The organism is Terasakiella sediminum, from assembly GCF_033100395.1.
GTDB lineage: Bacteria > Pseudomonadota > Alphaproteobacteria > Rhodospirillales > Terasakiellaceae > Terasakiella.
Map to the genome: position 1 here is coordinate 104,392 of NZ_JAWLVJ010000010.1, position 21,116 is coordinate 125,507.

At 47.2% G+C, this 21,116-nt stretch carries 24 protein-coding genes; 18 read left to right on the plus strand and 6 right to left on the minus strand.

The window, feature by feature from the left end; all coding sequences use genetic code 11:
• The first annotated feature begins 47 nt into the window (after positions 1-47).
• Entirely contained in the window at positions 48-632 is a 585-nt protein-coding gene (locus RYZ26_RS09790) for a hypothetical protein (protein WP_317683019.1), read from the plus strand.
• 34 nt (positions 633-666) lie between these two features.
• Here RYZ26_RS09790 and hemJ read toward each other — a convergent pair whose 3' ends face one another.
• From hemJ to hemE, 3 genes are read right to left on the minus strand one after another with little or no spacing between them, the layout of a single operon-like run.
• The gene (gene hemJ, locus RYZ26_RS09795) at positions 667-1,101 is read right to left on the minus strand and encodes a protoporphyrinogen oxidase HemJ (protein ID WP_317683020.1); all 435 of its coding nucleotides are present in this window, start codon (positions 1,099-1,101) and stop codon (positions 667-669) included.
• Between the two features lie 3 nt (positions 1,102-1,104).
• Complete coding sequence (gene hemH, locus RYZ26_RS09800) at positions 1,105-2,145, minus strand: ferrochelatase (RefSeq protein WP_317683021.1); 1,041 nt, start codon at positions 2,143-2,145, stop codon at positions 1,105-1,107.
• Positions 2,146-2,168: 23 nt separating this feature from the next.
• Positions 2,169-3,209, minus strand: a complete 1,041-nt coding sequence (gene hemE / locus RYZ26_RS09805; protein WP_317683022.1) for a uroporphyrinogen decarboxylase — start codon at positions 3,207-3,209, stop codon at positions 2,169-2,171.
• A gap of 435 nt (positions 3,210-3,644) precedes the next feature.
• On the opposite strand from hemE, the gene RYZ26_RS09810 reads away from it, so the two are divergent.
• Genes RYZ26_RS09810 through RYZ26_RS09840 form a run of 7 tightly spaced genes read left to right on the plus strand, consistent with a single transcriptional unit; the run spans position 3,645 to position 8,668 of the window.
• On the plus strand, positions 3,645-4,490 hold the full coding sequence (locus tag RYZ26_RS09810; protein ID WP_317683023.1) for a pyruvate, water dikinase regulatory protein: 846 nt from the start codon (positions 3,645-3,647) through the stop codon (positions 4,488-4,490).
• Complete coding sequence (locus tag RYZ26_RS09815; protein ID WP_317683024.1) at positions 4,487-5,068, plus strand: Maf family protein; 582 nt, start codon at positions 4,487-4,489, stop codon at positions 5,066-5,068. The genes RYZ26_RS09810 and RYZ26_RS09815 overlap by 4 nt, the downstream gene beginning before the upstream one ends.
• 26 nt (positions 5,069-5,094) lie before the next feature.
• A complete protein-coding gene (locus tag RYZ26_RS09820; protein WP_317683025.1) occupies positions 5,095-5,934 on the plus strand; it encodes a shikimate dehydrogenase in 840 nt (279 codons plus the stop codon).
• Entirely contained in the window at positions 5,935-6,525 is a 591-nt protein-coding gene (gene coaE / locus RYZ26_RS09825; protein ID WP_317683026.1) for a dephospho-CoA kinase, read from the plus strand. It begins immediately after the preceding gene.
• 8 nt (positions 6,526-6,533) lie between these two features.
• Positions 6,534-7,349 (plus strand): isocitrate lyase/PEP mutase family protein, encoded by an 816-nt coding sequence (locus RYZ26_RS09830; RefSeq protein ID WP_317683027.1) that lies wholly within the window; start codon positions 6,534-6,536, stop codon positions 7,347-7,349.
• A gap of 1 nt (position 7,350) precedes the next feature.
• Positions 7,351-8,037: a DNA polymerase III subunit epsilon gene (dnaQ, locus tag RYZ26_RS09835; RefSeq protein WP_317683028.1), complete on the plus strand. Its 687-nt coding sequence runs from the start codon at positions 7,351-7,353 to the stop codon at positions 8,035-8,037.
• A gap of 1 nt (position 8,038) precedes the next feature.
• Positions 8,039-8,668: a FecR family protein gene (locus tag RYZ26_RS09840; RefSeq protein ID WP_317683029.1), complete on the plus strand. Its 630-nt coding sequence runs from the start codon at positions 8,039-8,041 to the stop codon at positions 8,666-8,668.
• Positions 8,669-8,743: 75 nt separating this feature from the next.
• Here the strand turns inward: RYZ26_RS09840 and secB are convergent, their stop codons facing one another.
• Both secB and RYZ26_RS09850 read right to left on the minus strand, forming a co-directional pair.
• The gene (gene secB, locus RYZ26_RS09845) at positions 8,744-9,232 is read right to left on the minus strand and encodes a protein-export chaperone SecB (protein WP_317683030.1); all 489 of its coding nucleotides are present in this window, start codon (positions 9,230-9,232) and stop codon (positions 8,744-8,746) included.
• Positions 9,233-9,332: 100 nt separating this feature from the next.
• Positions 9,333-9,854 (minus strand): FxsA family protein, encoded by a 522-nt coding sequence (locus tag RYZ26_RS09850; protein WP_317683031.1) that lies wholly within the window; start codon positions 9,852-9,854, stop codon positions 9,333-9,335.
• Between the two features lie 113 nt (positions 9,855-9,967).
• Between RYZ26_RS09850 and RYZ26_RS09855 the strand changes: the two genes are divergently transcribed.
• Both RYZ26_RS09855 and mltA read left to right on the plus strand, forming a co-directional pair.
• Complete coding sequence (locus RYZ26_RS09855) at positions 9,968-10,672, plus strand: Tim44/TimA family putative adaptor protein (protein WP_317683032.1); 705 nt, start codon at positions 9,968-9,970, stop codon at positions 10,670-10,672.
• Positions 10,673-10,675: 3 nt separating this feature from the next.
• A complete protein-coding gene (gene mltA, locus RYZ26_RS09860; protein ID WP_317683033.1) occupies positions 10,676-11,959 on the plus strand; it encodes a murein transglycosylase A in 1,284 nt (427 codons plus the stop codon).
• On the opposite strand, the gene RYZ26_RS09865 is transcribed toward mltA, so the two are convergent.
• Positions 11,948-12,541 (minus strand): hypothetical protein, encoded by a 594-nt coding sequence (locus RYZ26_RS09865; protein WP_317683034.1) that lies wholly within the window; start codon positions 12,539-12,541, stop codon positions 11,948-11,950. The genes mltA and RYZ26_RS09865 overlap by 12 nt on opposite strands.
• 186 nt (positions 12,542-12,727) lie before the next feature.
• Here RYZ26_RS09865 and RYZ26_RS09870 point away from each other — a divergent pair, with 186 nt between their 5' ends.
• The 8 genes from RYZ26_RS09870 to RYZ26_RS09905 all read left to right on the plus strand — a co-directional run bounded on the left by RYZ26_RS09870 (position 12,728) and on the right by RYZ26_RS09905 (position 21,019).
• Entirely contained in the window at positions 12,728-13,927 is a 1,200-nt protein-coding gene (locus tag RYZ26_RS09870) for a diguanylate cyclase (protein ID WP_317683035.1), read from the plus strand.
• A gap of 65 nt (positions 13,928-13,992) precedes the next feature.
• Positions 13,993-15,012, plus strand: coding sequence for a polysaccharide deacetylase family protein (locus RYZ26_RS09875; RefSeq protein WP_317683036.1), 1,020 nt, complete (start codon positions 13,993-13,995; stop codon positions 15,010-15,012).
• An 18-nt stretch (positions 15,013-15,030) separates the two neighbouring features.
• Positions 15,031-17,820 carry a [protein-PII] uridylyltransferase gene (locus tag RYZ26_RS09880; RefSeq protein ID WP_317683037.1) on the plus strand — a complete coding sequence of 930 codons (2,790 nt, stop codon included), beginning with the start codon at positions 15,031-15,033 and terminating at the stop codon, positions 17,818-17,820.
• Between the two features lie 262 nt (positions 17,821-18,082).
• Positions 18,083-18,841, plus strand: coding sequence for an SDR family NAD(P)-dependent oxidoreductase (locus RYZ26_RS09885; protein WP_317683038.1), 759 nt, complete (start codon positions 18,083-18,085; stop codon positions 18,839-18,841).
• A gap of 28 nt (positions 18,842-18,869) precedes the next feature.
• Entirely contained in the window at positions 18,870-19,235 is a 366-nt protein-coding gene (locus RYZ26_RS09890; protein WP_317683039.1) for a YraN family protein, read from the plus strand.
• Positions 19,232-19,852 carry a BON domain-containing protein gene (locus tag RYZ26_RS09895; protein ID WP_317683040.1) on the plus strand — a complete coding sequence of 207 codons (621 nt, stop codon included), beginning with the start codon at positions 19,232-19,234 and terminating at the stop codon, positions 19,850-19,852. Before RYZ26_RS09890 ends, RYZ26_RS09895 begins: the two co-directional genes overlap by 4 nt.
• Positions 19,849-20,682: a transglutaminase family protein gene (locus tag RYZ26_RS09900; RefSeq protein ID WP_317683041.1), complete on the plus strand. Its 834-nt coding sequence runs from the start codon at positions 19,849-19,851 to the stop codon at positions 20,680-20,682. The genes RYZ26_RS09895 and RYZ26_RS09900 overlap by 4 nt, the downstream gene beginning before the upstream one ends.
• A gap of 172 nt (positions 20,683-20,854) precedes the next feature.
• Complete coding sequence (locus tag RYZ26_RS09905; RefSeq protein WP_317683042.1) at positions 20,855-21,019, plus strand: hypothetical protein; 165 nt, start codon at positions 20,855-20,857, stop codon at positions 21,017-21,019.
• Positions 21,020-21,116 lie beyond the last annotated feature (97 nt).

Genomic DNA, 21,116 nt, shown 5'->3' on the forward strand with positions numbered 1-21,116 from the left:
TTCAGTTTACTATCCTTTCAAGGGAAATCCAAATAAGAGCCAGACACATGATCAAGCCACTTTCCATCGCAACAGCCTTTGTTCTTTCCGTCTTTGTTTTTGACCAGGCAAATGCCCAATCACGTTTTCAACAGATCCAGCAAGGGGTCAACGAAAGCACCGGGGGTAGTGGTGATAAATCTGAAGGTGGTGGTGTTAACGGTGGCCGCATGGGATCTGGCCCTGCGGGGATTAACGATATTATTTTCCTCGGCAGTTTTGAGACTTATATCCCAAGCCGTAAATATAATGCGCGCCTGACCATTTATGGGGAACCACGCAAATTCCTGCTGGGGCACCGCGCCTGTACAAAATCGCGGCGCATTCGCGATCATATCAACGCATATCTCTTTAACGAGCCGCCAGAATTAGACCGTAAAGGGCGTGCAGACACCACAGGAATGGATAAAGGTGTGCGCAAAGCGATTAAAAAAGCGCTGAAAACAAAGCTTGAATATTTCACAAGCATCTATGTTTATAATGGGTCACGTGGATTGGCAAACCCACCTAAAGAATTGGCCGATGTTTCACTGACCGATTGTGCAGGTGTAATTTCTAAAAAAGCCGATATGGATACAGCTGCTGGGAAATAGAAAAAAGAAAGTCTGAAACTGCTTCCTCTTTTTCTTAAAACGGCTTCACCACCACCATGATAACCAACAGAATCATCAAAAGCGTCGGGACTTCATTGATCATACGATAGAATTTTTCAGACTTCTGATTGTTGTCATTGAGGAAATCCTTGCGATATTTCCCCAAAAACATATGAAACACAATCATCAGAACGATACAGGTTAGCTTCACATGCAGCCAGCCCTGATCCCAGGCATCAATTTCTGCCAGCAATAAAATTCCAAAAATCAGCGATGAAATCATCGCTGGGTTCATAATCGCGCGAAGCAAGCGCCGTTCCATCACTTTGAAGGTTTCAGACAGCTCCGATCCCACTTCTGCATTGGTGTGATACACATAAAGGCGCGGCAAATAAAATAATCCCGCCATCCATGCAATGACTGAAATGATATGTAAGGCCTTGAACCAAAGATAACTATCTTCAAACATGGCTTATCCTTTACAAATGCAACGGCTATGTTTGTTGGGACAGATCCGTTCTTTCCCTTCTGGCAGAACACATCCTTCATTTTCGATATGATCAAAGACCAGGTCGCTCAATCCCTTGATAAAACTTGGATGCGTCTGAACGGTCGGTGTGCGCATGTAAGACGGTACGCCATTTTTATCAGCCAGTTCTTTATATTCGATATCCAGCTCAACCAATGTTTCTGAATGTTCAGACACAAAAGCGATCGGCACAATAATCAGTGGCACTTTTTCTTTACCGGCGCGAATAATTTCATCTTCCGTATTTGGCCCAATCCATTCCAGTGGCCCCACCCGGCTTTGATAGCTCACCCACCAGTCAAGGGCAGGCAGATTAAGCTTTTTGATCACAGCCAAAGCCGTCTGTTCCACCTGCCATTGGTAAGGATCGCCGCCATCAACGATCTTTTTCGGCAGACCATGGGCAGAAAACAGAACGCGTGGCTTATCCAGAAAACAGGTTTGTTCAATTTGCGGCCAGAGTTTTTCAACAATGGCATCTACAAAACCTTCATTTGTCGGGTAACAACAGATTGTGGATGTCTTGGCTTTGATTTTCGCCTTTTTGGCGGCACGGTGCCAATCATTAATGGATGACTCACTGGTTGTTGTTGAAAATTGCGGATAAAGCGGCAGTAAAACAATGTGATCCGGTTCAAACGCTTTTACTTTTTCTGCGCAATCATCACTCATTGGATACCAATAACGCATGGAAATAAAGGTCTGAACTTCAACTTTATTGTCAAATTTTTCAGTAACAGACACTTTTAATGCATCGGCCTGTTTCTGGGTCATTTCCAGCAACGGTGACTTCCCGCCCAGATTTGCATAAATTTCCTGCGCAATCGGCGCACGTTTCATGGAAATATAGCGCGCGAGCATCCAGCGAATGGGCTGCGGCGCGCCAATAATCGCCTTGTCATTAAACAAATTAAATAGGAAAGGTTCAATTGCCTCGACACTATCCGGGCCACCTAGATTGAACAACACAATAGCGAGTTTCATGATGGTCTTCCCTGCTTAAGCGTTTATTTTTTAAAATTCTGAACCATTTCAACCACACGCCCGACATTTTCTGGCGGTGTTTGTGGCACAATGCCATGGCCTAAATTGAAAATAAAGGGACCATTGGTCATTGTTTTCAAAATCTTATCGACTTGAGCTTCCATTTGTTCGCCGCCCGCAACCACACAAAGATTATCAAGGTTGCCCTGAACGGTACAAAGCGGCTGCAGTTCTTTTGCGGCCCATTCAAGCGGTACGGTTTGGTCAATACTGACGCCGTCAACCCCTGTTTCAATCACAAACTTTTTATAAAGTTCCCCGGCACCACGTGGAAAGCCGATTACCGGAATGTCAGGGTACGCATCTTTCAGGCGTGATGTGATTTCTTTATTCGGTTCAATCACCCAGCGATCAAATTGATCTTCCGGGAGAACCCCTGCCCAGCTATCGAACAATTGAACAGCCTCGGCGCCGGCTTCGATTTGTTTGGATAAATATTCCGTTGTCGATTCAACCAGCAGATTGATTAGAGATCGGAAGAACTCTGGATCTTTGTAAGCGATTAATCGAATGGTCTCATATGTCTTGGATCCTTGGCCTTCGACCATATAAGTGGCATTCGTCCAGGGTGCCCCTGCAAAACCAATAAGCGCTGTCGTTTCCGGGATTTCCTTACTTAACCTGCTGACAGTTTCATAGACGGGGGCAAGATGGTCATGTAACCCGTCCATGCTCAGTTTTGATAGCCCTTCCATATCCTGGATGGCTTCAAGCTTTGGACCTTCACCTTTTACAAATTCAACTTTTTGACCCAATGCATCTGGGATTGTCAGGATATCTGCAAAAAGGATGGCTGCGTCAAATCCATAACGGCGCAAAGGCTGTAAAGTTACTTCGGTTGCGAGATCAGGTGAATAGCAGAAATGCAGGAAGTTTTTCGATTGGCTGCGTGTTTCTAAATATTCGGGAAGATAGCGTCCTGCCTGGCGCATTAGCCAGATCGGTGGACGTTCGGTTGTTTCACCTTTAAGTGCGCGTAAAAACAGTTTGTCTGATGAGGCCATGTTTCAGTTCTTCCCTTTGATCCCTTTTAAGTTTGCGAAGAGTTATTCACAGTTCAATAACAATAGTAAAGGTTATTTTCTTTAGGATGTTGTTGATGTTGGGCCTGTGGATAACGGGGATCAAATTTCATCCACAAGCTGTCCCCATATGACGGATGTTTTTGTCCTAAATAAGGCTGATTTGGAGTCGTGCCTGTGGATTTGGAATTTTTGCCTGCGGAGTCGATTTAAAATTTCTGGCGAGTCGCTCTTTTTCACATGAATAATGGGGATAGTGGGGATAACTTTTCAAAAAAAAGCTTTTGTCCCCAACCCTGCACAAAGTACAAAGACTTATCCCTCCCCCTATAAGGGAACGGATAAAAAGCGGGAATAGAGGGGTATATTTTGCGCTTGTGATTAAAATGGTGACTTATCCCCAGGTTTGGCAGAGTTATGAACAACTATCACATTCATCTGGTCTCCGATTCGACGGGGGAAACCATCGAAACCCTGGCACGCGCCTGTATCGCGCAGTTTACCGGGATTTCTGTGACAGAAAATGTTTGGACATTGGTGCGAACGGCGGGGCAAGTTTCCAAAATTTTGAATGCCATTAAGGATCGTCCAGGCGTGGTCATTTTTACCATGGTCGATAAAGGGCTGCGTACCCAGTTAGAAAAAGGATGTGAATCTTTAGGTGTGCCTTGTATTGCAGTGCTAGACCCAATCATGGCGTCTTTGAAAAATTATTTTCATGCAGAAGCAATTTTTAAACCGGGTCTTCAACATGAGATGGATGAACAGTATTTTGATCGGATAGAAGCGATGCATTTCGCCCTGGCCCACGATGATGGTCAGTCGTCTCATGAAATTCATAAGGCTGACATTATATTGTTAGGGGTTTCGCGCACTTCTAAAACGCCGACTTGCGTTTATCTTGCCAATAAAGGATTGCGCACGGCCAATGTGCCACTGGTCCCGGAATGTCGCTTGCCGTTTGATCTGACAGATCCCAAATTTTCCAAATGTCTGATTGTGGGGTTGACGAAAGATCCGCGACGTTTGGTTCAGGTACGAAAAAATCGCCTAAATATGTTAAATGAAACAGCTCATACCAACTACATTGATTTGGATAAAGTAGCGGAAGAGGTGAAGTATGCCCGCAAGCTTTGCAATAAAAACAGCTGGCCAATGATTGATGTGACCCGAAAATCCATCGAAGAAACCGCGACCGCCATTTTAAATATGAAAATGAAACGCGATCAGGCCTATGAAGACAGTAATTGGGATGAAAAATGACTATCATTCTGGCTTCAGCTTCTAAATCACGCGCTGATCTATTGCGTGGTGCGGGTCTTGAGATAGAGGCCATAGCCACCGATCTGGATGAAGATATCATCAAGGCAGAAGGTTATTCTGTTATCGAAACAGCCCTGCGTCTGTCGGAGGCCAAAGCCCGTGTCCTGTCAGAAAAACGGCCCGACCAATTGGTCATTGGCGCAGATCAGATGATGGAATGTAATGGGCAGCGTTTTGATAAACCAGCGACCATCGATCAGGCACGCGATCAGTTAAAGGCTTTGCGCGGTAAAACCCATCGATTGATTTCAGCCGTTGCCATTTTAAAAGGCGATACATGTCTTTGGTCCCATTATCAAATCGCAGAACTTGAAATGCGCGATTTCAGTGATGCATTTCTGGAAGGCTATCTGGATCAGGTGGGGGATGATGTGTTGACCACGGTCGGCGGTTATCGTCTGGAATCTATTGGGGTGCAGTTGTTTAATCGGATAGAGGGCGACTATTTTACTATCCTGGGTCTGCCCCTTTTGGCTGCTCTGGACTTTTTGCGCTCTCTGGATATGATTGAACAATAAAGCAAATTTCGGATTTTAGGTGAAATATGATTTTAAGCGGCAAAGCAAAACTCGCAGGCGTTATGGGATGGCCGATTTCCCATTCCAAATCCCCACGTCTTCATGGTTTCTGGCTCGAAAAATACGGCATTGATGGAACTTACGTTCCGCTGGCTGTCAAACCAGATGATTTTGCAAAAGCCGTCCATGGATTGCAGGCTGCAGGTTTTGCAGGTGTTAATGTTACGGTTCCCCATAAAGAAAATGCGCTGAAAATTGCGGATGAGGTAAGTGACCGGGCTGCTAAAATCGGGGCTTCAAACACGTTGATCTTTAAAGAAGACGGATCAATTTATGCTGATAATACAGATGGGTATGGATTCTTCGAAAATCTGGTTAAAGGCGCACCTGGCTGGAAAGCTGAGGCCGGGCCTGCTGTTGTGTTAGGCGCTGGCGGCGCAGCCCGCGCCATCCTGATTGCGTTGGCGGAAGCTGGCGTGCCGGAAATTCGCTTAACCAACCGGACGCGTGCGCGTGCTGAAAATCTGGCAGGTGAACTGAATGCACCTATCACGGTTGTGGATTGGGAAGAACGAAACGAAGCTTTGGCGGGCACAAATCTTCTGACCAACACGACGACATTAGGGATGACAGGGCAAGGTTTGTTGGAAATTGAACTGTTTGATCTGCCCAAATCAGCGCTGGTCAATGATATTGTCTATGCGCCGCTTCATACCAACCTTCTAGAAAAAGCTCATGCCCATGGTTGTGACTATGTAGACGGGCTTGGTATGTTGCTGCATCAGGCACGCCCTGGATTTAAAGCCTGGTTTGGCACCGATCCGGAAGTGGATGAAGATCTGCGTCAGTTTGTATTGGAAGACTAAATGTTTATCCTCGGTCTGACGGGTTCTATTGGCATGGGCAAAAGTGCAACCGCCCAGTTGTTTCGTGATTTTGGCGTGCCTGTGCATGATGCTGATGCGACCGTTCATAAACTGATGGCCCCAAATGGCGCAGCGACCGCGTTGATTAATGATGCTTTTGGCGATTGTCTGGATGAAACAGGGGCAGTGGACCGGGTAAAACTGGGAAGCTATGTCTTTAAAGATGCTGATGCTTTAAAAAAACTGGAAGCCATTCTCCATCCGATGGTGCGCGCTGAAGAACAGAAATTCTTGCGATTATGTCAGCTTCACAAAGAACCGATCGTGGTTCTGGATATTCCCTTATTATATGAGACCAAGGGGCAGGACCGATGTGATGCGGTGGCGGTAGTGTCAGCTTCCAAAACCCTTCAGGAAAAGCGCGTCCTGAAACGTCCGCAAATGACGCGGGAAAAGTTTCAGGCTATTTTGAAAAAACAAATGGCAGATGCTGAAAAAAGAAAACGCGCGGATTACGTGATATTCTCAGGTGCAGGCTTTCGTTCTGCGCGAAATCAGGTTAAAAAGATTCTCAAACAAATCAGATCATAAAAAGGATCATGATGGATAAGGCGTCTCTCTTTAAAGATTTACATTTTCAGAACGATCCGCTTTTGCTGCCCAATGTCTGGGATGCAGGTGGGGCCTATCTGGCACAAAATATGGGGTTCAAAGCCATTGCGACCACCAGTGCAGGGATTGCTTTTTCCAATGGTCTGCCTGATGGATCGGTTGTTGATCCAAACCTGATTTTTGAAACGGTGGAAAAGATCGTTTCTGTCGTTGATGTTCCGGTCACAGCGGATATCGAAAGTGGCTATGGCGATATTGCAGGTAGCGTCAAGCGATTGAAAGATATGGGTGTTGTCGGGGCGAATATCGAAGATTTACCTGGTAGCAATATCAGTGAATTACTTCCCTTAAGTGAGGCAGTAGCGACAATTATGGAGGCCAGAAACGCAGCAGGTCCTGATTTTGTCCTCAATGCGCGCACCGATACCTATCTGACTGACCAGCCCAACGCCCTTGAATTATCGATTGAACGGGGCAATGCTTTTATGGAAGCAGGCGCTGATTGTATCTTTGTGCCCGGTGCCAAAAGTAAAAGCGACATTGAAACCTTGGTGCGCGAAATCAACGGGCCGATCAATATAGTTGCGGGGCTTAAAGGCGAGCAGCTGACGTTGAAAGAATATGCCGATCTGGGTGTGAAACGGGTCTCAACGGGTGGATCTTTGATGCGCCGTTGTTTTGCTATGTTGGAAACTGCTTTTTCAGAAATCCTGGATGACGGCACATTTGAATATTCCCGCGATGCCATGCCGGATGCTACAATCAATGCCTTGTTCAGAAACAGATTAAAGAAATCGGATTAAAATGCGCGAGATTGTCCTCGATACAGAAACCACGGGCTTTGAATATAAACAGGGCCACCGCATTGTGGAAATCGGCTGTGTTGAATTGATGAACCATATGCCCACCGGTAATACTTATCATCAATATATCAACCCGGAACGTGATATGCCCGAAGGGGCTTTTCGGGTTCATGGTTTGTCTGAAGAATATCTGCGCGATTTTCCGATCTTTAAAGAAGTTGCCCAGGAATTTATCGATTTTATTGGCGATTCCAAACTGATCATCCACAACGCAGGTTTTGACGTGCCCTTTTTGAATTGGGAACTGAAAGAACATGGCCTGGCGGAAATGGAAAATGATGTGATCGATACGTTAATCGTTGCACGTAAAAAATTCCCCGGCTCCCCTGCGAACCTGGATGCGCTTTGTCGTCGCTACGGCATTGATAACTCTAACCGGGAAAAGCACGGCGCGTTATTGGATAGTGAACTTCTGGCCGAAGTTTATCTGGAATTGATTGGTGGGCGCCAGCCTGGTCTGTTGCTGGCAAAAGAAGCCAAAGGCGCAGATGATATCGCCAAGACCGAACGGGTCTTTCGTGAACCGCGCCCCCACCACGCATCTGAAGAAGAACTGGCACATCACGCGGCCTTTCTTGAAAAAATCAAAGACCCCATCTGGCTTGCCAACGTAGAAGAAAGCAATTGATATGAAAAAACTGTCCTTCGTAATTATCGCCTGTCTGGTTGCGATTTCTTTTGTGGCTCAGGCTGCTTTGCCCGATGAACAGGTGGCAGGCACGGTCAAACGCATGAAAGGATCAGCTTTGGCGGTTCAGAATGCACAAGTGCGTGTGCTGAATATCGGCGATAAAGTCCTGATCGGGGATATCCTGTCCACCGGGGATGAAAGTCGCCTTGAGATTACCATGATTGATGACGGCAGTTTTCAGCTTGGGGCCAAGACGTCTTTTGTTGTAATTGATTACACCTTTGGCAAAGGTGCGGAAGACAACGTGATTACCGAATTGCTGACAGGTGCTTTAGATGGCGTGTCTGGTCAAATTGCCAAAGCCAAGCCTGAAGGCATGAAAGTTCTGGCGCGCACGGCGACTATCGGCATTCGTGGCACCAAATTCTTTATCGGGGAAATGGATGATAAACTGCATGTGGCCCATTGGTCGGGTGGCGGCGTGCATGTGAAAAACCACGGCGGTGAAGTTTTGCTGGACAAAGAAAATGTCGGCACTGTCGTTCATCATGACCATGTGGCGCCAACCGAGCCTGAAAGCTGGCATGGGGAAAAGAGTAAACGAGCCAAGGCTCTGGTTGCTCATTAATTTCAAAAAATAAACAATAAAAAAGCCCGCTTCAAAGTTTGAGGCGGGCTTTTTTAGATTGGATCGAAGGAAACCTTAGTTTTTGGTTTCGCCTTCAGCTTCCTGTTGTGCTTGCAGGGCTTCCAGACGCTGACGGTACATGCCAGCGAAATCAACCGGGTTCAGCATCATGGGAGGGAAAGAACCGTCACGTGTTGTGTTGGCAATGATGTGGCGCGCAAACGGGAACAGCATGCGTGGGCATTCGATCAGAAGCATAGGCTCCAGATGTTCTGCTGGAACGTTGATCTCAAAGATACCGCCGTAAGCCAGTTCACAAATGAATGCAACGTCGTCTTTGACTTTGCAGTCTGCGCGAATTTTAACAACACATTCGTACTGAGTTTCTGTCAGTTTCTGTGCATCCACATCTACATTGACGTTCACATCAGGCTGTTCCTGCATCATTTTGCCATAGATGCCTGGTGAATTTGGCACTTCAAAAGACAGGTCTTTGATGTATTGACCGTGAATGGACAGTGGTACCAGTTCTTCTTGGTTTTGTGCGTTGTTTTCGTCGGCCATGAGCCCCTACTCCTACGTATGAAATTAAGTTACATGGTTGGTAGCATGATTTGGATGAGGTCGCAAACCCTTAAAACGGGTAAGTCCTGCGGCTTAAACGTTAATCCTTTTTTTCCACCCAGGGGCTTTCAGGATTGGGATCAACTTCTTCAAATTCCGCATCAATGATGGTGGAATCTGATTTTGTTTGCTGGTGATGATGCGGGTTATGTGAATGATGGGGATGAATAGGTTGTCCATCCGGTCCCATCATGTGGATATTACCGCTTTTCAGGATAAAATCTTTGGCCTTGTGACGAATGAGGGCGCGAAATGGTGGGAAAAACAGCAGGAAACCAACGCTATCGGTAACAAACCCGGGGGTCAGCAGGAAAGCCCCGGCAAGCAGCAAACACATGCCGTCAAAGAGTTCTTCTGCAGGCAAGCGGCCTTCATTCATGGCGGTTTGGGCGCGCATAAGGGTGCTTAGACCCTGCTGGCGAAGCAAGGCGGTCCCAATAATGGCGGTCAGAATAACGATAATCAGTGTTGGCCAAAGCCCAATGACGTCGCCGACCTGAATGAAGACGGAGATTTCGATGATCGGAATGCCGATAAAAAGAAGAAGTACGATAAAACCCATATGATCTGGCCTGTGAATCCTTGCCCTTTTGTTGATTTAAGATTATCTAGTTTTACAACAGCTTATACGCAAGCTACACTACTTATATAGTTAACAGGTATAAAATACTCATCATGGCAAACTTTGATCTCATTTTATTGGCGTTGATCGCTGTTTTTATTTTCTTGCGCTTGCGTAGTGTTTTGGGAAGCAAAGACGGAAATGAAGATAACCGCAATCATCGTGACATGTTCAATCCTGATCCGATGAATGATCAATCTGATCGCATGGATGATCGTGACAATGTTATTCATTTGCCTGGCAGTGAACCTGAAGTTCAGCCTGATCAGCCTGTTCATGAAGAGATCAAGGAAATTGAACCAGTTGGTCCGGTACAGCGTGCGTTGGCTGACATTATGGCGGCTGATCCGACTTTTGATCAGCATGGGTTTGTGGAAGGCGCGCATCACGCCTTTGATATGATCATCACCGCTTTTGCCACAGACGATCGGGAAACTTTGAAAAATCTGTTAACCGATGAAGTTTATCAGAACTTTAAAGAAGCCCTGATGGCTCGTAATGCAGCGGGGGAAACGCTGAACACTACGATCGTCGGCATCAATTCCATCGAAATTACCGATGCGGACCTGGAAGATAATATGGCTGAAGTCACGATCCGTATTATCAGTGAACAGGTGAATGTTACGACGGACAGACAGGGTGAAGTTGTTGATGGCGATAGCAATTACATCGATACCATCACCGATATCTGGACGTTCGAACGTGATGTGACCTCGAAAAGTCCAAATTGGTTCCTGAAAGCGACACAGACGGAATAGATCATGAGGGTACGGGGGCAATCTGTTTTTAAATCAATGGCTGCGCTTGGCCTGATGGCACTGGTTTCGGCTTGTGCCGGGTCGAAAAAAGGCGATGTGGTTGATAAAGAAGTCATTGTTCCAATAGCTGCGACTGCTGAACAGACCCTGGTACCTGTTTCTTTTGCGGCCCTGCCCGGCTGGTACGAAGATAAAGTGGCAGAAGCTCTGCCTGCTTTGCGCCGTTCCTGTGAAAAATTTGCCCGCAAAAAAGATGATCAGATGATAGGTCCCAACGGGATTGGCGGGGCAGCAGGCGACTGGAAACCGATCTGTACCGAAGCTTATTCTCTGGCGGATGGTGACAGCGACAAGGCCCGTGCTTTTTTTGAATCTTTCTTTCAGCCCTACCTGATTTCTGATCTGAAGGATGAAAAACCGGCTGCTGGACTCTTTACCGGATATTATGAAGCGGGTCTGCACGGGGCAAAATCTCAAGGCGGGATTTATCAGACTCCGCTATATAAACGTCCGGATGATCTGGTTTTGGTTGGATTGGGTGAATTCAAGAAAGACTGGCGCGGTAAACGTCTGGCAGGCCGATTGGAAAATGGACAATTGGTGCCTTATGCTACACGCGCGGAGATCGAAGCTGGAAAATTGCGCGGCAAAAATCTGGAACTTGTCTGGGTGGATGATCCGGTTGATGCGTTTTTCCTGCATATTCAGGGATCCGGTCGGGTGCTGTTTGCCGATGGATCGACCATGCGTGTGGGCTATGACGGGCATAACGGCCATAATTATACCTCCATCGGGCGTATCCTGATTGATCGTGGTGAAGTCACCAAAGAAGCCATGTCCATGCAGGCGATCCGTAAATGGCTGGCGAAACATCCTAAAAAAGGTCAGGACCTGATGCGGGAAAATGGATCTTTCATTTTCTTTCGTGAACTTCAAGACGATGGACCCATTGGCGCACAGGGCGTGGTACTGACACCAGGACGATCCCTTGCTGTTGATAAACGTTATATGTCATTGGGCGTACCGCTTTATCTCCATACCTTTACCGATCCGTTAAGCACATCGCCGATTTCAAGGCTGGTTGTGGCCCAGGATACGGGCGGGGCGATCAAGGGCGTGGTGCGCGGTGATGTGTTCTGGGGCTTTGGCAAGCAGGCGGCAGAACGTGCAGGCATGATGAAAGAAGCGGGCAGTTATTTTGCGCTTTTGCCGTTGAATTCCTTAAGTCGTTGCAAAGTCTGTCAGACGGCTGAAGATAGCCCGAATGAACCTGTTTCAGCCGAGTAAGCGCTGACATTCTGTTTCTTGTGGGAAATTTTGTGCCTCAATCCGATAAGCAGCTTTGAGCAAACGGGCATCAATGCCCAGTTCTTTACGGATTTTAGCTAAAGGCCAATCCATATATAGTTCAAAATCAACCTGATCCAAGGCACAGACCGGGCTGGCCATGGCGAGATGCAGGGTTTGCTTAAAGACGCTCAGGTCGTCATCGGAGAATTTATAAACCCCGGGATAGAGATATCGTGCGGCCCACTGATAAAGCCGTTCTTCCAGACAGCCGACTTGTTGGGTAGATCCCATCGTAAAGCCGATGACGAAAGCTTCATCTTTGCTGCGCATGCCGCGGCCCAGAAGAATATGGATACAGTCATGGTTGTTCAGATCAACCGCGCCATGAAATGGGTTGATATAGGGCAGCTGATATTTCGGGTTTTCAATTACCTGGACAATCAACGGAATGGCACCCTGATCATGACTTGTCAGATGCATATCTTCCAGGGCGCGTTTTAAGGGAACATCATTTTCAGCCAGCGGGATGTGCCAATCCAGAAAATCCGTTCCCCAGTGTGCTGTTTTTGTCTGTTTCATATCCTCAATATGGGGATTAATTGATGATTTTGAAGGATATTTTAAAAATATCAGCTATGTTTCTACATATTGCAATTCCATATAATTAAGGGCATAATTTATAAAACTCTAAATTAATAAGGCTGCGCAATGAAAATATTGTTGGTTGAAAGTTCAAAGACAATCGCGTCTCTTTTGATGATTGAAATGTCAAAGTTCCTCGATCTGGAGATTGATTGGTCCGATAGTCTTGAAAAAACTCTGAACTTTCTGGAAACCAATGGCAGTGATGCTTACGCTCTGGCGATTTCCTGTACGAATTTATCCGATGCCGAAGATGGGGAAGCTATTTCCACCCTGACGGAATATCAAATCCCGACCATTATTTTTTCCTCGACCTTCGAAGATGACCAACGGGAAAATTTCTTGAAAAATCCGGGTGTTGTGGATTATGTGGTGAAAGAAAGCCACGCAGCCCTTCGCTATCTGTGCAATATGGTGCATCGCCTGATCAAAAATAAAGAGATCAAGGCCTTGGTGGTGGATGATTCCCGCGCCATTCGCCTGCATGTATGTGAATTGCTGAGGCGCTATCAGTTTAAAGTCCTGGAAGCTGCCAACGGTCAGGAAGCGCTGGATGTTTTGAGGAATAACCGGGACATCAAGCTTGTGGTGACTGATTATAACATGACTCCGATTGACGGGTTTGAGCTGATCAAGAAAATCCGTGAAACCTATGAAAAAGAAGAACTGGCAATTGTGGGGTTGTCCGGGACGGATTCGGCCACTCTGTCGGCGAAATTTATCAAAATCGGTGCCAATGATTTCGTGAAAAAGCCGTTCCAGCCCGAGGAATTCTTCTGTCGTGTTACACAAACTATTGATTTAATTGAAAAAACACAAGCCCTGGTAGATGCGGCGACAAAAGATTTCTTAACCGGGCTTTATAATCGTCGATTCTTTTTTGACAAAGGGGTGGGCAAGTTAAAACGCGCACGCCGGGAAAAGAAACCGGTGGCCCTTGCCATGCTGGATATCGACCATTTTAAAAGCGTGAACGATACCTATGGTCATGATGTGGGGGACGAGGTTTTGCAGGTTGTGGCAAACTTGCTTGTGGAAAATGCCCGCGAAGACGATCTGGTTGCCCGGTTTGGTGGGGAAGAATTCTGTATCCTGTTGGATGATATTGAGAAAACCGAACTTCGTGAATTGTTTGAAGATATGCGTGAAGCCATTGAACGGCGTGAATTTGCATCATTGGAAGAACGCAAATATGTAACTTCCAGTTTTGGCGTTGTTCTGGCAGAACCGGATGATGATCTGGATACGATGGTCAAGCGCGCGGATGAATTGCTTTATGATGCCAAACAAACGGGCCGCAACAAGGTGACTTTGGAAGAATAATCCCTTGCCCTTTTAAAAACTTCCTGAGATATTAGTAGCTTAGGTGTAGTTTTGCGGAAATAAAAATGAAAAATCCCCTGATGGCAGTGGTGGTTTTTGCGCTGAGTGTACTCTCGGCCATGCCTGTCTTTGCCCAAAGTTCAGCCAGTGTCGTGATGTACCATCGCTTTGGCGATACGGATTTTCCCGCAACCAACATCACGATGGAACAGTTTGAAGCTCATATTAACGAGATCAAAACGGGTGGCTATAACGTCCTGCCGCTAAATGATCTGGTGGATAAGTTGATCAGCGGTGAAGAACTGCCGGATAAGACTTTGGCCATTACCATTGATGATGGTTATCTCAGCATCTATGAACGGGCTTTTCCCAAGTTTAAGGAAGCAAGCATTCCTTTTACGATCTTCCTGTCCACCGATCCGATTGATCGCGGCTATGCCGGATATCTCAGCTGGAAACAGGTGCGTGAACTTTCAGACCATCCCTTGGTCAGCATTGGGGCCCATACGGCAAGCCATCTCCATATGGCTGCAGCCTCTCAGGCCCGTGTGGGTGATGAGATGTCCAGATCTTTGGCCCGATTGGAAGAAAAACTGGGCTATCGTCCTGATATTTTCGCTTATCCTTATGGTGAAGCCAGCTTGGAAGCCATGCAGGTTGTACGCGGATTTGGCATGAAAGCGGCTTTTGGACAGCATAGTGGGGCTGTTGGGAGCAAAGATAACATGTTTTATCTCGCTCGCTTCGCTTTGAATGAAAAATATGGCGATTTAAAGCGTTTTCAGATGGTGTCTAAGGCAAAATCTTTGTTTGCCAGCGAGATTTATCCCAAAAATATGATGGTTTCCAAGCGGAATCCGCCCTTGATCGGCTTTACTGTCGATGAAGAAGTGGGCAACCTGAGCCCGCTTGCCTGTTTTGCCTCTCATGAAGGAAAAGTGCGGGTCGAGACGGTGTTTGATCGTCGTGTGGAGGTCCGCCTTGAAAAAGCCTTGCCTGTTGGGCGTACGAGGCTTAATTGTACAATGCCTGCAGGAGATGGGCGCTGGCGCTGGTTTGGGCGTCAATTCTATGTCGCACCTTAAAAACGAGTTACGCCGAAAATGGCCAAAATTGTAAAGCAACGTGAAATCATCGACCGCAAAGCTTTGTGGGCCGAACTTGAAGATATGGCCGGATGGTCGGGTTATTCCTCTAAAATGCAGAAAGATGTCCTGAAACTGTTCAAGGATGTTTTGAAGAATGGCCGCACCGAAATTCAAAAACGGTTTGACGATAAGAAGGCCAATGGCATTGTTACGGTGCATAACTATGCCTTTCTGATCGATCAGATTATTCGCACGCTTTACGACTTCACCACCAAATATGTTTATTCCATCCACACCCCAACCAAGGGGGAACAGTTTTGTGTTGCGGCTGTCGGCGGCTATGGTCGTGCGGAAATGGCACCGCAGTCTGATATCGATCTGTTGTTCTTGCTGCCTTATAAACAGACGCCAAAGGTGGAACAGGCCGTTGAATATATGCTCTATCTGTTGTGGGATTTGGGTCTGAAAGTGGGTCATTCCACCCGTTCGACCGATGAATGTATCAAGATGGCGAAAGAAGACCTCACCATTCAGACCGCACTTTTGGATGCGCGCTTTTTGTGGGGCAACAATGATCTGTTTGAAGAGTTCAAAGCCCGCTTTAAAGAAAAAGTCATTTCCAATTCCGGGCGACAGTTTGTGGATGCCAAGCTGGAAGAACGCGATGAACGCCACCAGCGTATGGGCGATACCCGCTATGTGGTGGAACCAAACCTGAAAGAGGGTAAAGGGGGATTGCGTGATCTCCAGACGCTTTACTGGATCGGGAAGTATATTTACGGTGTGGAACGCTGGGCTGAACTGGTGCCCCATGGGGTGATTTCCAAGGAAGATGCCGACAGCTTTAAAAAATCAGTGAACTTTCTGTTCACCGTTCGTTGTGCCCTTCATTACATGACCAATCGCCCACAGGAAGGCTTGACCTTTGATGTGCAGAACCAACTGGCCGAACAGCTGGGTTATAAAGATCGTGCTGGTACGCGCGGTGTTGAACGGTTCATGAAACACTATTACCTGACGGCTAAAACCGTTGGCGATTTGACGCGGAACTTGTGTGCTGTCCTGGATGAACAGCAGAAGAAACAGCAGCAGCGTTTCACCATGTTGACCAACTTCTTTAAACGTAATGTGGAAGGCTTTGGTGTGGATTCCGGTCGTCTGACCATGGACAACCACGAAGCTTTTGCTGAAAATCCACTGTTGATGTTCCGCCTGTTTGAAGTGGCGCAGGAACATGATCTGGATATTCACCCCTTTGTTTTAAAACAAATCCGTGAAAACCTGAAACTGGTGAACGGTAAATTCCGTAAAAACAAAGAAGCCAACAAAATTTTCACCGACATGCTGATTTCTGAAAAGAAACCGCAGCGGATTTTGCGCATGATGGGGGAAGTTGGCTTGTTGGGGAAATTTATCCCGGATTTCGCCCGTGTGACCGCCCAGATGCAGTATGACATGTATCATACCTACACGGTGGACGAACATACCATCAAAGCCATTGGGGAGCTTAACCGCATTGAAACGGGGCAGAGCAAAGAAGAACTGCCGGTTTCTTGTGGCGCCATTGCCGAAGTGATTTCACGCCGCGCGCTTTATGTGGCTGTGATGCTGCATGATATCGCCAAAGGCCGGGGCGGCGATCATAGTGAACTGGGTGCAGAAGTTGCTCTGAAACTGGGGCCAAGACTGGGGCTGACGGATGAAGAAACCGAAACAGCAGCCTGGTTGGTTAAACATCACCTGACCATGAGCCATGTTGCTTTCAAACGTGATCTGGAAGACCCGAACCTGATCAAGAAATTCTGTGACATTATCCAGTCACCGGAACGTCTGCGTCTTCTGCTGATCCTGACGGTCTGTGATATCCGCGCGGTCGGCCCGGATGTGTGGAATGGCTGGAAAGGCAACCTGCTGCGCGTCCTTTATGCCCGTGCCATGGAAGTGCTGACAGGTGGGGAAGCGGCTGCTGGTGGTGTGCAGGCCCGTGTGGAAGAAAAACAGCAGGCTTTGCGCGATGCGCTAACTGATTGGTCCGCTGATGATATTGAAGACTATGTCAAGCTGGGTAATGCGGCTTACTGGCTGAGCTTTGAAACAGAAGTCCAGGTGCGTCACGCCAAACTGGTAAAACGGTCAGGTCAGGAAGACGGTCCGGTCCATATTAATGTGGAACATGACACCTTTAACAATGTCTCTGAAATTTCTGTTTATACAGCTGACCATCCCGGTCTTTTCAGTGTGATTGCTGGCGCTATGGCGCTGACTAACGGGTCCATTGTGGATGCAAAGATTGCGACCCTGTCTAACGGGATGGCGCTGGATACATTCTCGGTTCAGGATCAATCCAACGAAGCTTTTGATAGTGAACAGAAAATTAAGCGTCTGGCGGACCGGATCGACAAGGCTTTAAAGGGCGAGATTTATCCGGCAACGGAGCTTGAAAAAGTCACCAGCAGTACGATGAAATCACGCCGGGAAGTCTTTACCGTACCGCCCCGTGTGCTGATTGATAACAAGGTGTCAAACGCCTTTACCGTCGTGGAAGTCAATGGGCGCGATCGTCTGGGTTTCCTCTATGACGTGACGCGCACGCTGACTGATCTGGGTCTACAGATCAATTCGTCTCATATCGCGACCTTCGGGGAACGTGCGGTTGACGTGTTTTATGTAAAAGATGTTTTCGGCCTGAAGGTGAATTCGGAAAGCAAGCTGGAGGCGATCAAGTCTAAATTGCTGGAAACCATTACCGAAGAAAACTATCACCAGCCCAAGAAACGCCGCAAAAAGAAAGAGTCTGTGGCTTAATCTTATTTGCGCATTACCCTATCATTCCGTCACCCCGCACGTGTTGTGGGGTCTGGGGGAGATGACATACTCAAGCGTTTAACGAATTCAGCGTGCCCTTTGGCCCCAACCCCGCAACACGTGCGGGGTGACGGCGTGTGGTGGTGGTGAATAAAACCCCCCTTTCCCTGCTTGCGTCCCAATATCCCTTCTGATATAACCACCCTAAGTTTACGTTAACGTAAAGGTAAGGTTTAGCCTTTCAATAGGGAGAATGTGAAGAATGGATATTCAGGGTCAGGCAGCGATTGTGACAGGGGCAGCGTCCGGTTTGGGGGAAGCAACCGCACGTAATTTGGCAAAAGCCGGGGCAAAAGTTGCGGTTTTTGATATGAATATGGAAGCCGCGCAAAAAGTCGCTGACGAGATCGGTGGTATTGCGGTGGAATGTAACGTGGCAGATGCCGAAAGTGCTCAGGCTGCTTTTGCCACCGCGCGTGAAGCCCATGGTCCGGCCCGTATTGTTGTATCGTGTGCCGGGATTGCGCCCGCTTCCAAAATTGTCGGCCGCAACGGCGCACATGACCTCGATTTATTTTCTAAAGTGATCAATGTGAACCTGGTGGGGACTTTCAATATGTCCCGTCTGGCCTGTGAAGAAATGCTGGCTCAGGACCCGGTGAATAACGAAGAACGCGGCGTGATTATCAACACGGCCTCTATCGCTTTTGCTGATGGTCAAATCGGTCAGGCTGCTTATGCAGCCTCCAAAGGTGGTGTTGCCTCCCTCACCCTGCCTATTGCGCGAGAAATGGCCCCAAAAGGCATTCGGGTGATGACGGTGGCGCCGGGTATCATGGCGACACCAATGTTGCTGAACATGCCACAGGAAGTACAGGATGCGCTCAATGCGTCCGTTCCGTTTGGTCGCATGGGGGCACCGGAAGAATTTGCCAAGCTGGTTCAGCATATCGCAGAAAACGCTTATCTGTCCGGCGAAGTGATCCGCATGGACGGCGCACTGCGCATGGCACCGAAATAAGGTCTCTGATCCTTTCATACAGTCTTGTATGGAACAGAAAAAACAAATTGCTTTTCATTTTGGTCGGTGGGGCGAAGATGCAGCCTGTCTGTATTTTCGCCTCAAAGGCTACCGGATCGTAAAACGTAATCACCGCAGTCCTTTTGGTGAAATTGATATCATCGCCAAGCGCAGGCAAACCCTTGTGTTTATTGAGGTTAAAAGCCGTGCGCGGTTAGATGATGCGCTTAATTCACTTAGCTTTTACCAACAAAAACGCATTACAAATGCGGCAAAGTCTTTTCTTTCTGCCAATCCGCGTTATTGTGGGTGCGAAACCCGCTTTGATTTTTTGGCCATTTCTGCAAAAAACTGGCCGAAACATATAGAAAACGCCTGGCTGGATGAGACATGATACCCCGCTTTTTTGCCCTTCTTCTTGTAAGTTTTACTCTGATTTCCTGTACCCCTATCGGCATGTTGGTAACCGCTGGCACCACCGCAGGATCGATGGCGATGGAAGAACGTGGCTTGGATGGGGCTGCCAATGACTATTCTTTAAAAGCAGATATTTTGGGAAATTGGACAGGGGAAAACCTGTCTTATGCGTCCGATCTGACGGTGATTGTATATAACGGCAAAGCCATGGTGGCGGGCAGCGTTGAAAGCGATGAAGAACGTGCGCGCGCCATTGACCTTGCCTGGCAGGTTGAGGGGATCAAAGAGGTTTATAACGAGATTATTCTGTCAGACGAATCAGACGTACAGAATTTCGCCCATGACACCTGGATCAGCGCCAAGCTTTATACAGCAACGACCTTTGATCCGCAGTTGATGGAAATTAATTATAAATATACGGTTCAGGGCGGCACGGTCTATGTCACAGGCATGGCACAAAGCAAGGCGGAGCTGGAACGGTTTATCGCGCACGCCAAATCCATGCCCTATGTGCAAAAGGTTGTCTCTCACGTGGAGTTAAAGCCGCGTAAATCCATGTTTAAAAAGAAAACTAAGCCCGTTGCACAGAAATGAGCCTGTCTGACCGTCTCATTCAGGACTTTCAATCCCTTGCCCTGCAAGGTGATGATGACTTTGATTGCACCCGCGCAGGCCTTTTGGTTTCCAAAATCCTGAAGCCTTCGGGTGATCCGGCTTTCTATGAAGAAAAATTGACCGTTTTGGCAGAGCGATTGGCGCGTTATCCCCAGGATAAAGATGATTTGGTCGATAAAGTTGCAGCCCTTCGTGCCATTTTGGTGGAGGCAGAAGGGTTCTGTGGGGATGAAGATGCCTATGACGATCTGGATCATATGAATCTCTTTTGTGTGCTGGATCAAAAATGTGGCACGGCCATGACCTTAAGTCTGATTTATCGTGATGTGGCAAAACGGTGTGGTTGGGCGGTTGAGGTCCTGAACTTCCCCGGTCATAGTCTGATCCGGCTGGAAGAAGGTGCAGCGCGCGTTATTCTGGATCCGTTTGCTGGTTGCATTGAATTAACCGCCTTTGATCTTCGCCAGTTCTTGCAGGTGATTGGTGGACCGGAGACAGAATTAAGTCCGGTCCATTACGATGCGATCAGTCCAAAAACACTGATCATGAGACATTTATTTGCCATTAAATCACATTTTTTGCGTTGCGAACAAATTTCGCAAGCGCTCGAAATTTTACATGTCCTCATACTTTTGGAAGAAAATTCAGCAGCTTACTGGCGTGAGGCCGGATTGTTACAGGCCCGGATCGGTTTGCTGAAAGAAGCTGTTTTTTCTTTGGAAAAAGCGGTGGAAAACACCACTGATCCTCAGGCTATCCGCCATACACAGAATATTATCGCTGATATCAAAAAAGGTCTTTCTGAGTGATCTTATCGCTGGATCACAATTATTTTACCTGAGCTCATCCATATGGGTGATGTAACCTTTCGTATAGTTCTACATATTATATTGCAGAGCAGCGGAAATATTTACATAAAAAAATGCTCATATAACTTTTGAGGCAAAATCAACCTCTCATGGAATAGTCGGAGTAAAGAGCATGCACAAAGAAACAGAAATGAAAAAGAGCGATCTGGAACGTAAAACGCCGTTCTATGATTTTGAAATCACCATCAATGCCATGCGTAAAGACGAAAAGAAGCAGGCCTCCAAAGGACGTTTTCTGTTCTGGGGTGATGTGCCTGCCAGTGACTGCCCGGCTTAATCGGGTTTGCCTCACGATCTGTTGATCTGCTTTTTTTGATCTGACCCTAGCGCACGTCCATGTCATAGGTTATATCTGGCATCCGATTTAAGATTAT

What these genes read in the sequence shown, in the direction of transcription:
- RYZ26_RS09790 (WP_317683019.1), top strand. Translation starts at nt 48, where the DNA reads ATGATCAAGCCACTTTCCATCGCAACAGCCTTTGTTCTTTCCGTCTTT.
- hemJ (WP_317683020.1), bottom strand. Translation starts at nt 1,101, where the DNA reads ATGTTTGAAGATAGTTATCTTTGGTTCAAGGCCTTACATATCATTTCA.
- hemH (WP_317683021.1), bottom strand. Translation starts at nt 2,145, where the DNA reads ATGAAACTCGCTATTGTGTTGTTCAATCTAGGTGGCCCGGATAGTGTC.
- hemE (WP_317683022.1), bottom strand. Translation starts at nt 3,209, where the DNA reads ATGGCCTCATCAGACAAACTGTTTTTACGCGCACTTAAAGGTGAAACA.
- RYZ26_RS09810 (WP_317683023.1), top strand. Translation starts at nt 3,645, where the DNA reads ATGAACAACTATCACATTCATCTGGTCTCCGATTCGACGGGGGAAACC.
- RYZ26_RS09815 (WP_317683024.1), top strand. Translation starts at nt 4,487, where the DNA reads ATGACTATCATTCTGGCTTCAGCTTCTAAATCACGCGCTGATCTATTG.
- RYZ26_RS09820 (WP_317683025.1), top strand. Translation starts at nt 5,095, where the DNA reads ATGATTTTAAGCGGCAAAGCAAAACTCGCAGGCGTTATGGGATGGCCG.
- coaE (WP_317683026.1), top strand. Translation starts at nt 5,935, where the DNA reads ATGTTTATCCTCGGTCTGACGGGTTCTATTGGCATGGGCAAAAGTGCA.
- RYZ26_RS09830 (WP_317683027.1), top strand. Translation starts at nt 6,534, where the DNA reads ATGATGGATAAGGCGTCTCTCTTTAAAGATTTACATTTTCAGAACGAT.
- dnaQ (WP_317683028.1), top strand. Translation starts at nt 7,351, where the DNA reads ATGCGCGAGATTGTCCTCGATACAGAAACCACGGGCTTTGAATATAAA.
- RYZ26_RS09840 (WP_317683029.1), top strand. Translation starts at nt 8,039, where the DNA reads ATGAAAAAACTGTCCTTCGTAATTATCGCCTGTCTGGTTGCGATTTCT.
- secB (WP_317683030.1), bottom strand. Translation starts at nt 9,232, where the DNA reads ATGGCCGACGAAAACAACGCACAAAACCAAGAAGAACTGGTACCACTG.
- RYZ26_RS09850 (WP_317683031.1), bottom strand. Translation starts at nt 9,854, where the DNA reads ATGGGTTTTATCGTACTTCTTCTTTTTATCGGCATTCCGATCATCGAA.
- RYZ26_RS09855 (WP_317683032.1), top strand. Translation starts at nt 9,968, where the DNA reads ATGGCAAACTTTGATCTCATTTTATTGGCGTTGATCGCTGTTTTTATT.
- mltA (WP_317683033.1), top strand. Translation starts at nt 10,676, where the DNA reads ATGAGGGTACGGGGGCAATCTGTTTTTAAATCAATGGCTGCGCTTGGC.
- RYZ26_RS09865 (WP_317683034.1), bottom strand. Translation starts at nt 12,541, where the DNA reads ATGAAACAGACAAAAACAGCACACTGGGGAACGGATTTTCTGGATTGG.
- RYZ26_RS09870 (WP_317683035.1), top strand. Translation starts at nt 12,728, where the DNA reads ATGTCAAAGTTCCTCGATCTGGAGATTGATTGGTCCGATAGTCTTGAA.
- RYZ26_RS09875 (WP_317683036.1), top strand. Translation starts at nt 13,993, where the DNA reads ATGAAAAATCCCCTGATGGCAGTGGTGGTTTTTGCGCTGAGTGTACTC.
- RYZ26_RS09880 (WP_317683037.1), top strand. Translation starts at nt 15,031, where the DNA reads ATGGCCAAAATTGTAAAGCAACGTGAAATCATCGACCGCAAAGCTTTG.
- RYZ26_RS09885 (WP_317683038.1), top strand. Translation starts at nt 18,083, where the DNA reads ATGGATATTCAGGGTCAGGCAGCGATTGTGACAGGGGCAGCGTCCGGT.
- RYZ26_RS09890 (WP_317683039.1), top strand. Translation starts at nt 18,870, where the DNA reads ATGGAACAGAAAAAACAAATTGCTTTTCATTTTGGTCGGTGGGGCGAA.
- RYZ26_RS09895 (WP_317683040.1), top strand. Translation starts at nt 19,232, where the DNA reads ATGATACCCCGCTTTTTTGCCCTTCTTCTTGTAAGTTTTACTCTGATT.
- RYZ26_RS09900 (WP_317683041.1), top strand. Translation starts at nt 19,849, where the DNA reads ATGAGCCTGTCTGACCGTCTCATTCAGGACTTTCAATCCCTTGCCCTG.
- RYZ26_RS09905 (WP_317683042.1), top strand. Translation starts at nt 20,855, where the DNA reads ATGCACAAAGAAACAGAAATGAAAAAGAGCGATCTGGAACGTAAAACG.